Below are 11978 nucleotides of genomic sequence, written 5' to 3'. Positions count from 1 at the left end.
TTACTCTGTTTTGAATAGGATGAAAACAAGTAATAAATAGGCCGGAGGAACAAAGTGGTAATCTTGAAGTTGAGCTGATTTCAAATATATGTTATATTACATTTATCTTTTTTATGAAACGAGATCAATCGACAGTGTTCGGCTGTCGATTGTTTTCATCAATAGATTTATCAGAATCTTGCGGTGATTATATCAGAAATCGGATGACGGAATGAGGGATAAAAATGGTAGAACATGCTTCAGCTGCCATTAATGAGAAAGGGCATTTAGTATTTGGCGGCGCAGATGTGGTAGAATTGGCGAAAACATACGGTACACCGCTGTATGTATATGATGTTGCCATGATCCGAAACAGGGCGCGCGGATTTAAAAATACATTTGAACGGTTGGGGGTTAAGGCTCAGGTTGCCTACGCCAGCAAGGCATTTTCTTCCATCGCCATGCTTCAGCTGGCAGATCAGGAAGGACTTTCGCTTGACGTTGTTTCTGCCGGTGAGCTGTACACGGCTATTAAAGCGGATTTTCCACGTAAAAAAATTCATTTTCATGGCAATAACAAAAGCGAAGAAGAGTTGGAGATGGCGCTTGATTACGAGATCGGGTGCATTGTCGTTGATAATTTTTATGAACTTGAACTCTTGCAGCAATTATGCAAAAAGAAAGACAAACAAGTAAATGTTTTGCTGCGCGTGACGCCTGGAGTGGAAGCTCATACTCATGACTATATTTTAACAGGGCAGGAAGATTCCAAATTTGGGTTTGATTTAAACAGCGGACAAAGCGAAGATGCGCTGAAAATGGCCCTTCGCTCACCTTATTTAAATGTTCTTGGTCTTCATTGCCACATCGGTTCACAAATATTCGAAACGACCGGGTTTAAGCTGGCGGCCAAAAAATTGTTGACCAAAATGGCGGAATGGAAAGAAAAGTATCAGTTTCAGCCTGAAGTTCTTAATTTAGGCGGTGGGTTCGGCATAAGATATACGAGCGAGGATGATCCGCTGGAACCGTCCCGCTATGTGGAAGAAATTATCCACGAAGTGAAACAGCAGACGGAGCTTCTTCATTTAACAATGCCGGAAATTTGGATTGAGCCGGGGCGTTCTCTTGTGGGAGATGCCGGAATGACATTGTATACAATCGGTTCAATGAAGGATATTCCTGAAGTGAGGAAATATATGGCCATTGATGGGGGAATGTCGGATAATATTCGGCCGGCTCTTTACGATGCCAAATATGAGGCTGTCATTGCCAATCGGATGAATGATCCTGTAGAAGAAACGGTATCCGTTGCGGGAAAATGCTGCGAGTCTGGCGATATGCTGATATGGGACTTGCCTGTTCCAAAACCGAACCATAAAGACATTTTAGCCGTTTTTTGTACGGGAGCATATGGTTATTCCATGGCCAACAATTATAATCGAATTCCACGGCCGGCTGTGATATTTGTCGAAAACGGAGAAGCGCGTCTTGTGATCAAAAGGGAAAGCTATGAAGATTTGGTGAAATTAGACTTACCGCTAACTGTTTCCGTTGAAAACGCATAATGAAAGGATAGAAGAGGTGGAGAACGGGAAGAAGCATCTTACGCCTATTTTGGCTAGACGACGGATTCGTTCAGGCATATATTTCCATTTTGCAACCATAAGTTGATTCCTTCGATAAATTTTAGTAATATAGTTACAGCTATGTCATTGGATGAATGGAAAGAGTGTAGCGGAAATACACGAACTTAAGAGGGATTAAGAATGCTTATTCGTTATAAAAAGTCTTTTGAAAAAATTGCAATGGGCTTGTTATCGTTCATGCCTAATGAAAAGGACGTTAAAAAGCTACAGCAAACCATGAAAACATACGAAACTGATGATCAATGGCAGCTGTATTTATGGAAAAAAGAAGATAAAGAAGATATTGTCGGAGTCGTTGGAATTCAACTAAAAGAAGGAAATATTGCTGAAATTCAACATATTTGCGTCAATCCTTCCTATCGTCAAGAAGGAATCGGAAAAGCGATGCTGAAAGCTCTCAAAGAACTTCACAGCGATAAGCAGCTGAAACCCAACGAGTATACAGCTGCGTTCTTCGATAATTGCGAGTTAAATGAAGATGATGCTTAATCAAATGTGGTAAAAGAGTGTTCCAAAGATTGGGCACTCTTTTTTTACGCCTGCCGCCCGAAATCGTTATGGCGGATTTTTAAGAAGTTTGAAAAGATTAAAAAAGATCTTGAACGAAGCTCAGCATTTTTTCCATGCGGGAGCACCGGAATTATGCCGCTTTTCCAGTGACTTCAGACGGTTCTCAATGATACTGGAACGATCTCGCAGCGAATGTCGGTTGACAATGTACTTTCTATTGCGGATGTCACTCCAGTTGGAAATAGAAAATTGTCGGGCTAATTGCATATACTGATTTTTCACGTTGGGATTGTTCAATGGGAGAGCAAACGGCCGAAACTCTTTCTGATTCAGAATGTCTTGATAACGGGATAAAAGTAAATGTGAAAGACGGTCCGGATCGATTCCGAGCTGAAAGAGTTCTTTTCGATTTTTTTTCAGCTGTGTTTGGACCTTCGACAGCAATTTACCGGCCCCCTTGAAATTTCCACGGCGATGGTGATAGCAGGAAACGGCAATTTGAATCAGCAAGACCCAAACGGAGTCGCGTTTTTGTTGTGTTTCATTTTTCCAATATTCTTCTAATATTTCATGACATTCAAAGTAATCATGATCCAGATGAAAATGGGCTAAATACAATAAGTAAGAAACGGGATAGGTCAATTCGGGTACACCTCAGATTGATTTTTCGCAATTCAAATATAGCTTAACATGAATGATGGAAAAAGTATAATGAAAATAAAACTTGGAGAACAAGCAGGGGATCCACTATACTATTAATGTTGGTATGGAGCATGTACCAATCTCATGATCTTAAAGAAGAAATATCTTCTGCTTTTTAGAATTGGTGATAATATGCAGATTAATGTAAAAGTTGAAGGGTTTGAAGGGCCTTTAGATTTGCTTCTTCATTTAATCCAGCATCTGGAAATAGATATTTATGACATTCCAATGGCGGAAATTACAGAGCAATATATGCTGTATATTCATACGATGAAAGAGCTCGAGCTCGATGTAGCCAGCGAATATTTAGTCATGGCGGCAACGCTGTTAGCGATAAAGAGTAAAATGCTGCTTCCAAAGCAAGAAGAAGAAATCGTCGAAGACATTGAGGATTGGGAACCGGAAGATCCTCGAGAAGAACTAGTGACAAAGTTGATAGAATATAAACAATTTAAAGAGGCAGCCAAGCTGTTAAAAGAAAAGGAAGCAGAAAGAGGACAAATCTTCACGAAACCTCCGGCAGACTTATCGTCCTATGCCAAAGAGGAGGCTCCGCTGAAAGATTTACAGGTCACCGTATATGATATGATCGCCGCTTATCACAAAATGCTCCGGAGGAAAAAACTGAAACGGCCACTTTCGGCCAAAATTGCCAGAGAAGAAATTCCGATTGAAGAAAAAATGGATGAAATTTTAAAGACGCTGCGCTCAACCGGAAAACGGCAAAAATTTTCCGAATTATTCTCTGATACCGGCAAAGAAGTGATCGTCGTGACGTTTTTGGCTATCTTGGAGTTGATGAAAAGAAACGAAATAGTGGCGGAGCAGGATGAAAATTTTTCGGAAATTTTCTTGGCAGTGAAAGGAGGATCATAACGATTGGAATTGATTCATTGGAAAAGCATCTTAGAGAGTTTGCTTTTTGCTGCCGGAGACGAAGGATTGACGTTAAAGCAAATCGCGGATGTATTGGAAATTGAAGAATTCGAAGCCATGGACATTGTCAATGATCTGAAGCAAGAATATGAAAACAATGAACAACGAGGATTACAGATCATCGAGTGGGCCCATACGTTCCAGCTTGCTACTAAAAAAGAAAACGCTCCTTATTTAAAAAAGATGGTTGAAACGGCGCGGCCTCAGTCATTGTCGCAAGCGGCGCTGGAAACGCTGGCCATCGTCGCTTATAAACAACCCATAACGAAAGTAGAGATTGAGGAGATTCGCGGCGTCCAAACGGAGCGTCCTATTCAGACGCTCATATCGAAAGGATTGATAAAAGAAGTCGGAAGAAAAGAAAGCCCGGGAAGACCGATTTTGTACGGCACTACAAATGAGTTTCTCGACTACTTCGGACTGAAAGATTTAAACGAATTGCCACCGCTCCGTCAGCCTGAGGAAGAGGAATATCAGCAGGATGCGGATTTATTTTTTGAAAAATTCCAGGAAACATTACAAATTGAAGAATAATTCCTTTACGATATAGTAAATTGAAAATCAAAACATTTTTTGCAAGGGCAAAAGTGATTTTAAAATGAAATCACTTTTGCCCTTTTTACTTGTTTATGATGGGTGAAAGAATAAAGAAACCTTACCGTAAATGGTTCCAATGAAAAAACAGCTGCCGGAATTCCCTCTCACGCTTGATTTTTTCCCGTTTGCGATATGAAGAAGGCGACAACTTTTCATCATATGCCGATTTCTTCTGCATAGACTTGTACAAACAACAGAAGGAGAGGGCGGAAATGAAAAGGAGTTTGGTTTACATATGTTTCTCCCTTTTGCTGCTTGTTCCTTTATGGCCCAAGCCGGTAGAGGCGAAACTATCGATCAGCGCTAAAAGCGCCGTTTTGATGGATCAAAACAGCGGCCGTATATTATATGAGAAAGACCCCCACGAGATTAAGCGGATTGCCAGCATTACGAAAATCATGACGGCCATAGTGGCAATTGAATCCGGAAAATTAAATGATACAGTCAAAGTGTCTAAGCGTGCCGTTCATACAGAAGGCTCTTCCCTATATTTACAACCAGGAGAAAAAATAAAACTGAAAGACCTTGTTTATGGATTAATGCTTAGATCAGGAAATGACGCAGCTGTTGCGATTGCGGAACACGTGGGGGGAAGCGTAGAAGGATTCGTTTTTCTCATGAATCAAAAAGCGAAAGAGATCGGCATGAAAAACACTCATTTTTCGAATCCACACGGTCTTGATGATTCGGATGATCATTTTTCTACGGCTTACGATATGGCGTTGTTAACGAAATATGCAATGCAAAATAAAACCTATCGGAAAATTGCAGGTACAAAAGTGTACAAAGTGCCTGACCCCAGGGGGGATTGGGACAGGGTCTGGAAAAATAAAAACAAACTGTTGACGGAAAAATATCCATATAGTACGGGCGGAAAAACAGGATATACCAAAAAAGCGAAAAGGACGCTTGTATCTACTGCCCAAAAAGGAGACTTTGATTTAATTGCCGTCACTTTGGATGATCCAAATGATTGGGATGATCATATAAAAATGTTTGACTATGCATTTGATCGTTACGATCCAAAAGTAGTTTTGCCAAAAGGAAAAATTGACGAAGTAAAAAATTCTTTTTATAAAGGACGAGTTTACACAAAGAAAGAAGTGGTACTGCCTCTCACCAAAAAAGAAGAAAAAAAAGTAGAAGTGAATTATGAATTGCTAAAGCCTAAAAAGGCTTGGAAAAAAGGCCGAAATGTGCCTTCATTAGTAGGTCGGGCTGTTGTCTATTTTGATCATCGTCAAGTTCGGTCCATTCCGATTTACTTTGAACCAGTCAAAACAGAGAAAAAAGGTTGGATACAGTACTGGAAAGACTTGTTTGCGATGCAGATGGGCGTGAAATCAAATGGTTAACTATATATGGGTAGGAATGACGATCATTGGCTTGCTGTTTGCGATGGTGAATGGAAATATGGATAAAGTGAATGAAGCCATCTTCGAAACAGCCGGCCAAGCAGTCACGTTGTGCATTGGATTGATCAGTGTATTAGTATTTTGGCTCGGCATGATGAGAATTGCCCAAGAATCCGGTTTGCTTGATAAAATGTCCAAAGCCTTTCGCCCGCTCGTGAGGCGGCTTTTTCCCGAAGTGCCTCCCGACCATCCTGCATTAGGATATATTGTATCCAATATGATGGCCAATTTATTCGGACTTGGGAATGCAGCAACACCCCTTGGAATAAAAGCGATGGAGCAGTTGAAAAAGTTGAATGGCGGAAAGGAGGCAGCCAGCCGCTCGATGATTACATTTTTGGCTATTAATACATCGAGCATTACCTTGATTCCTACGACGGTAATCGCGGTCCGTATCACTTACCATTCTTCCTCGCCGACTGAAATTGTTGGTCCAACATTGGTTTCCACTGTATTTTCCGCTATTTTTGGCATTTTAATTGACCGGTATTTTTATTATCGAAGGAAAAACGGAGTGAAATAATATGCAGTGGATATCCGCCATATCCTTATGGCTCATTCCTTTTATTATAGGTTTTATATTACTGTACGGAACAATGAAAAAAGTACCGACGTATGAAACGTTCGTGGAAGGTGGGAAAGAAGGGATTCAAATGGCTTTTTCCATTATTCCTTATTTAGTGGGGATGATGGTGTCGATAGGCATTTTTCGGGCATCCGGCGCTCTGGAATTTTTGGTTGGCTGCATAAAACCCTTATTGTTAAAAGCAGGGATTCCACCTGAAATCATTCCTCTTGCCTTAATTAGACCGATTTCCGGCAATGCGGCGCTTGGAATGATGACCGATTTGATTTCGACTCACGGCCCTGATTCGTATATTGGCCGATTAGCTTCGGTAATTCAAGGAAGCACGGATACAACGATGTACGTTTTGACTGTTTATTTTGGAGCCGTTGGGGTAAAAAAAATGGGGGATGCCTTAAAAGTCGGACTTTTGGCCGATTTGGCGGGATTTATAGTGGCTATCATCGTGGTGACTCTCGTTTTTGGTTCCTGACCTCCGGTTCATATGATTTTTCGAAAAAAGTATATAAATAGTTGTTTTTTCTCGTAACCCGCATCTACTAATATCTGGATTTGGCTTAGGCGGACATGACGCTTTCCGTTTTTCCAAATGCGAGGTGAAGCAACCGGTGTCTGTTGATCTTTGAGGAACGGGTTTCAATGTCCGATCTAAACATTGCAACCTGGTATCAGCTGCCGTTTTTCATATGAACTTCTTTCATCTGCATACATGGAAAAGGCGATTTTTTTATTTGTCTCGGATAACATTTTACTGTGATGATTGCGAAGCGGGCGAGATCCCTAGCAGCGAGGGACGTGCGAGGCGTGTCACGGATCAAGACACGAAAAGCGAGTGATTTTCTCGTTCACAAATATGTTTGATAGAAAGCTTTACATGAAAAAAGGGGCACCTCTTAGTCATTTTACTGACTATTGGGGCAGTCCCATTTTTTTATGTTGCCACTGAAATTTCAATGCATGATTCGTCCGGCGAAAGATCGACGAAAAACAGTTAGACAGCGTCCCATTTTGCATTCATGACATTCATCTTTGCTTTTTTGGAACGATATGTGATAATGCAGTAAGGAATGTCAACTAAGGAAATCAGTAGAGGTGATGGAAATGGAAAGATTGCAAAAGGTGATTGCTCAGGCAGGATTTGCTTCAAGAAGAAAAGCCGAGCAGCTGATAGTAGAAGGAAAAGTAAAAGTAAATGGAGAAGTAGTTACGGAACTTGGTACGAAAGTTTCAGACAGCGATAAGATTGAAGTAGAAGGGATTCCTGTTGAAAGGGAAGAAAAAGTGTATTTTCTGCTGTACAAACCTAGAGGTGTGATTTCTTCGGTTCGAGATGATAAAGGACGGAAAACGGTGATCGATTTCTTTCCTCATGTGGACAAGAGGATTTATCCAATTGGACGTCTTGACTATGATACTTCAGGCCTGTTGTTGTTGACGAATGACGGAGAATTCGCCAATCTGCTCATGCATCCTCGCTATAAAATAGAAAAGACTTATATTGCCAAACTGAAAGGCATTCCTCCTCGTCCAACCTTAAAGCAGTTGGAAAAAGGGGTGGAATTGGAAGACGGGATGACGGCACCCGCTAAAGTCAAATTCTTAAGCGGCGACCGCAAAAAGAATACCGCCATTGTTGAAATCACGATTCATGAAGGAAGAAACAGGCAAGTTAGACGAATGTTTGAAAAAATTGGCTATCCTGTATTGAAATTAAGAAGAGAACGTTTTGCTTTTTTGACGCTGCAAGGTTTAAATGCCGGAGAGTTTCGTGAATTATCTCCTCATGAAGTGAAGCAGCTGAGAGAACTGGCGCTGAGAGGAGAATGAAGAGGTTTTCAAAATATAAAATTCGCGAAGATTCATTCTCCTATTCAATAAAGGAATAAATGGTATAATGAAGGTAAATTCTATGATTGTCTCATTTTTGAAAAAGATCAAACTTTTACCATTATTCAAAAAATACGGCGCATCCGGCCGGACTGCCTGACAAAGGCACTGCTTTGACAACGGCCGCTCCCTTTGTTGTACATACTGAATGAACGATGTGACGGAAGCATTTTCTTCTATGAAGAAGAAATCGTTTCATCAGATGGAGGTGCTGATGTGGATAAAAAGAAAAGACGCCTTTTGGTACGGACGATCATTCTCCTCATCTTAGCCGCTGCAGTTGGCTATACACTTTATGCCAATTTAACAAGAGATGAGAAAGGGTCCGTTCAAAAGGGGGATCAAGCCCCTGATTTTGTCTTGAAAGATTTGCATGGGAAAGAACATAAGCTTTCTGATTACAAAGGAAAAGGAGTTTTTCTTAATTTTTGGGGGACATGGTGCGAGCCATGCAAAAAAGAAATGCCGGATTTGGAAAAAGTAGGAAAAGAGTATAAAAGCAAAGGAGTAGAAATCCTCGCTGTCAATGTCGGTGAACCTGATTTAGTAGTAAAAAAATTTGCCGAACAATACCATCTCACATTTCCAATCATGATTGATGGCAATAAGGAGGTGCTGAGAGCGTACGGAGTCGATCCTTTGCCGACTACTTTTCTTATTGATTCAAAAGGAAGAGTGAAAGAAGTCATCATCGGCGGGCTTCAAAATGAGGAACAAGTGCGAGAAAAATTGGCGGAAATTAAACCATAATGTTAGAGGAGAAATACTATGGAAAAGGTGAAATGTGAATGCGGCCACGTAAATCCTCATGGCACTATTCTTTGTGAAGCGTGCGGGAGAGCACTTACGGAAGAAGCGAAACAAAGCAAACTTTATAATATGCGCTACGAAGGAAGCGCTCGACGTTCCCAAACTTATCATAAAACGATCATTGATAAAATATGGAACTTTTTTTCTTCTGTTAAAGTAGGAGTTATCCTCATTATTGTCACGTTGATTGCCAGTGCCATCGGGACGATTTTTCCTCAAAAAATGTATATTCCTCAAAATGTGGACCCGGGAGATTATTACAAACAAGTCTATGGAACGTTGGGGGAAATTTATTATAAGCTTGGTTTTTACGATCTTTACAACTCTGTCTGGTATATAACGCTCATTGCTTTAATCGGAGTATCACTTGTCATCTGTAGTCTTGACAGGGTCATCCCGTTGTACCGCGCTTTAAGAAATCAAAGGGTGGTTCGACATGAGTCCTTTATGAAGAAGCAACGTTTGTTTGCTCAAAGTTCCGCCCATCACTTTCATGAAGACATCGAAAAAATCAAGAAAAAGCTGGAAAAAAAACATTACCGTATCCGAATGGATGATGAAGCCCTGTTGGCGGAAAAAGGACGCTTTTCCCGCTGGGGACCTTATGTGAATCATATCGGTTTGATCATTTTCTTATTTGGAGCTATGTTGCGTTCGGTTGACGGCATGTATGTAGACAAGCTTCTTTGGATAAGGGAAGGGGAAACCTTGGAGGTTCCGGGGACAAACGGAAAATATTATGTTCAAAATAAAAAATTTATTTTGCAGGAATACAGCAAAAAGAAAGATCCGGAAGTTTTTAACCAAGCAATGGATCGCGTTGGAAACATCGCTAAAAACTATCAATCCAATGTAGTTCTTTATAAAAATGAAAATCAAGGGCTGCCGGGAGCGCCACCGAAATTAAAAAAGATAAAGGAAGGAGCCATCCGTGTCAACCATCCAATCAAATTGGATCATTACGCGATTTACCAATCTTCCTTTAAACTGGGCGAACCAAAAGCGATGGTGTTCACTTTAACGGACAAAAAAACAGGCAAAGAGTTCGGAACGGTAAAAGTGGATCTTTTTCAACCTAAAGAAACGTATTCGTTAGGACATGGCTATAAAGTAAAATTAATGGGTTATTATCCTGATTTTTCAGGATTTGCCAATAATGGTGAGCCACAATCCAAATCTCCGATTCCGAATAATCCTGCTTTCTTATTTAAAATGTTTTCGCCTGAGCATCCTGATGGAGAAGTGAGTTTTGTAGCGATCAGGCAGACTATCGAGCCGCTTGGTGCAACCGATTATAAAATGAAGTTTAAAAGCCTTGAAACACGGAATGTCTCTGCATTGACAGTCCATAAAGATTTAACTCTTTGGATTTTAGCCCTGGGGGGAGCGATTTTTATGATCGGCGTCATTCAAGGCGCTTATTGGAATCATCGCAGGATTTGGATTAGAAAAGTAGATGGCGAAGTTTATATTGCTGCTCATACAAATAAAAACTGGTATGGATTAAAAAAAGAAATTTCGTCTATTCTAGAAGGAACCCAATTGCCGGTGCCGGTTGACCAATCTGAAAAGGGGGAAGAAGCGTGACGCTAGCACATTTAAGCAGTAACTTATTATATACCGCTTTTATTCTGTATTTAGTAGCAACGCTTTTTTTTGGCGGATCCATCCGCTCTAAAAACGCTGAAATGGTAAAGGAACCTAATCGCTGGGCGAAAATAGGAATTTTGATCACCATCGTCGGTTTTATCGCTCAAGTCGGATATTTTTTTACTAGATGGGCTGCTGCCGGGCATGCACCGGTGAGTGACTTATTTGAATTTACGACGTTTTTTGGCATGATGTTAGTAGGGGCCTTTATCATTATTTATTTTATTTATCGTTTGCCTGCACTTGGCCTTTTCGCTCTTCCTGTCGCGGTCATTATCATCGCTTATGCGAGCATGTTTCCAAGAGAAATCAGTCCATTAATCCCCGCGTTGCAAAGCGATTGGCTTCATATTCATGTTACGACAGCGGCGGCAGGAGAAGGGATTTTATCCATCAGTTTTATTGCCGGGCTCATTTATTTAATCAAAGTGGTGGATCAATCAAAAGCGAGCAAACGGACTTTTTGGCTGGAAGTCATTATGTACGGACTGGTGGCGGTCATCGGCTTTGTGGCGGTGACAACCATTTTCCGGGTAATGGATTATGAAGCCGCTTTTCAGTATGTCAATAAAGAAGGGCAGCCGGCGGAAGTGGTTTATAATCTGCCTGCTTTGATTGGTCCTCATGAGGGTGATTTGCAAACGAAAAACGTTATGAATCCACTTTTCTACGTTCCGGCTATCATTAATGCCAAAAAACTGAATACGGTGATTTGGTCGTTGATAGCAGGCACCATTCTATACGTGCTGATTCGAGTGATCACTAGAAAACGAATAGCCGCTTTACTGCAGCCTTTTGTCCAAAACATCAGCTTGGACTTAGTAGATGAAATCAGCTACCGCGCTGTTTTAATCGGTTTTCCTGTTTTCACTTTAGGCGCTTTGGTTTTTGCCATGATTTGGGCGCAAATTGCGTGGACAAGGTTTTGGGGATGGGACCCGAAAGAGGTTTGGGCTCTTATTACCTGGCTGTTTTATGCTGCTTTTTTGCATTTGCGTCTTTCCAAAGGCTGGCATGGAGAACGATCCGCATGGATGGCGGTGATCGGATTTATCATTATCATGTTTAACTTAGTGGCGGTCAATCTCGTCATTGCCGGGCTGCATTCTTATGCGTAGCAGCCGATTTTAACTTCCCTCTGAAAGAAGTGCCCTACTTCAAAACGTGAAAGTGCGGAAGCACCAGTGAAAGTGGGAGATGAATTTCGGCTAGGCGTAGCCTAAAGTTGTCTCTTTTTTGTACTACGATATAATCCGT

General features: G+C 41.1%; 12 protein-coding genes. 11 read left to right on the top strand and 1 reads right to left on the bottom strand.

Going from position 1 to position 11978, the window contains the following annotated elements:
• Positions 1 to 224 precede the first annotated feature (224 nt).
• Together lysA and BSM4216_RS09905 are read left to right on the top strand one after the other, a co-directional pair.
• The gene (lysA, locus tag BSM4216_RS09910) at positions 225 to 1547 is read left to right on the top strand and encodes a diaminopimelate decarboxylase (protein WP_048623613.1); all 1323 of its coding nucleotides are present in this window, start codon (positions 225 to 227) and stop codon (positions 1545 to 1547) included.
• 201 nt (positions 1548 to 1748) lie between these two features.
• Positions 1749 to 2117, top strand: a complete 369-nt coding sequence (locus BSM4216_RS09905) for a GNAT family N-acetyltransferase (RefSeq protein ID WP_048623612.1) — start codon at positions 1749 to 1751, stop codon at positions 2115 to 2117.
• Between the two features lie 120 nt (positions 2118 to 2237).
• Here BSM4216_RS09905 and BSM4216_RS09900 read toward each other — a convergent pair whose 3' ends face one another.
• Complete coding sequence (locus BSM4216_RS09900; protein ID WP_048623611.1) at positions 2238 to 2780, bottom strand: DUF309 domain-containing protein; 543 nt, start codon at positions 2778 to 2780, stop codon at positions 2238 to 2240.
• 192 nt (positions 2781 to 2972) lie between these two features.
• On the opposite strand from BSM4216_RS09900, the gene BSM4216_RS09895 reads away from it, so the two are divergent.
• From BSM4216_RS09895 to ccsB, 9 genes are all read left to right on the top strand, one after another.
• Positions 2973 to 3716 carry a segregation/condensation protein A gene (locus BSM4216_RS09895; protein WP_048624486.1) on the top strand — a complete coding sequence of 248 codons (744 nt, stop codon included), beginning with the start codon at positions 2973 to 2975 and terminating at the stop codon, positions 3714 to 3716.
• A 3-nt stretch (positions 3717 to 3719) separates the two neighbouring features.
• Entirely contained in the window at positions 3720 to 4310 is a 591-nt protein-coding gene (gene scpB, locus BSM4216_RS09890; RefSeq protein WP_003355211.1) for an SMC-Scp complex subunit ScpB, read from the top strand.
• A 275-nt stretch (positions 4311 to 4585) separates the two neighbouring features.
• Positions 4586 to 5728, top strand: a complete 1143-nt coding sequence (locus tag BSM4216_RS09885; protein WP_048623610.1) for a D-alanyl-D-alanine carboxypeptidase family protein — start codon at positions 4586 to 4588, stop codon at positions 5726 to 5728.
• On the top strand, positions 5721 to 6311 hold the full coding sequence (locus tag BSM4216_RS09880) for a nucleoside recognition domain-containing protein (protein WP_048623609.1): 591 nt from the start codon (positions 5721 to 5723) through the stop codon (positions 6309 to 6311). The genes BSM4216_RS09885 and BSM4216_RS09880 overlap by 8 nt, the downstream gene beginning before the upstream one ends.
• Before the next feature lies 1 nt (position 6312).
• Complete coding sequence (locus BSM4216_RS09875; RefSeq protein WP_048623608.1) at positions 6313 to 6846, top strand: spore maturation protein; 534 nt, start codon at positions 6313 to 6315, stop codon at positions 6844 to 6846.
• Between the two features lie 629 nt (positions 6847 to 7475).
• On the top strand, positions 7476 to 8201 hold the full coding sequence (locus BSM4216_RS09870) for a pseudouridine synthase (protein ID WP_048624485.1): 726 nt from the start codon (positions 7476 to 7478) through the stop codon (positions 8199 to 8201).
• A 276-nt stretch (positions 8202 to 8477) separates the two neighbouring features.
• On the top strand, positions 8478 to 9011 hold the full coding sequence (resA, locus tag BSM4216_RS09865) for a thiol-disulfide oxidoreductase ResA (RefSeq protein WP_003355205.1): 534 nt from the start codon (positions 8478 to 8480) through the stop codon (positions 9009 to 9011).
• 18 nt (positions 9012 to 9029) lie between these two features.
• Positions 9030 to 10658 (top strand): cytochrome c biogenesis protein ResB, encoded by a 1629-nt coding sequence (gene resB / locus BSM4216_RS09860; RefSeq protein ID WP_048623607.1) that lies wholly within the window; start codon positions 9030 to 9032, stop codon positions 10656 to 10658.
• Positions 10655 to 11839 carry a c-type cytochrome biogenesis protein CcsB gene (gene ccsB, locus BSM4216_RS09855; protein ID WP_048623606.1) on the top strand — a complete coding sequence of 395 codons (1185 nt, stop codon included), beginning with the start codon at positions 10655 to 10657 and terminating at the stop codon, positions 11837 to 11839. Before resB ends, ccsB begins: the two co-directional genes overlap by 4 nt.
• Positions 11840 to 11978 lie beyond the last annotated feature (139 nt).

Origin of the sequence: Bacillus smithii, from assembly GCF_001050115.1 — a bacterium.
GTDB lineage: Bacteria > Bacillota > Bacilli > Bacillales > DSM-4216 > Bacillus_O > Bacillus_O smithii.
Note: the sequence above shows the minus strand (reverse complement) of the source record. Positions and strands in the feature narration are given on the sequence as shown.

Coding starts and splice junctions, on each gene's coding strand:
- BSM4216_RS09885 (WP_048623610.1), top strand. CDS start 4,586: ATGAAAAGGAGTTTGGTTTACATATGTTTCTCCCTTTTGCTGCTTGTT.
- BSM4216_RS09875 (WP_048623608.1), top strand. CDS start 6,313: ATGCAGTGGATATCCGCCATATCCTTATGGCTCATTCCTTTTATTATA.
- BSM4216_RS09895 (WP_048624486.1), top strand. CDS start 2,973: ATGCAGATTAATGTAAAAGTTGAAGGGTTTGAAGGGCCTTTAGATTTG.
- BSM4216_RS09870 (WP_048624485.1), top strand. CDS start 7,476: ATGGAAAGATTGCAAAAGGTGATTGCTCAGGCAGGATTTGCTTCAAGA.
- lysA (WP_048623613.1), top strand. CDS start 225: ATGGTAGAACATGCTTCAGCTGCCATTAATGAGAAAGGGCATTTAGTA.
- BSM4216_RS09905 (WP_048623612.1), top strand. CDS start 1,749: ATGCTTATTCGTTATAAAAAGTCTTTTGAAAAAATTGCAATGGGCTTG.
- BSM4216_RS09880 (WP_048623609.1), top strand. CDS start 5,721: ATGGTTAACTATATATGGGTAGGAATGACGATCATTGGCTTGCTGTTT.
- resB (WP_048623607.1), top strand. CDS start 9,030: ATGGAAAAGGTGAAATGTGAATGCGGCCACGTAAATCCTCATGGCACT.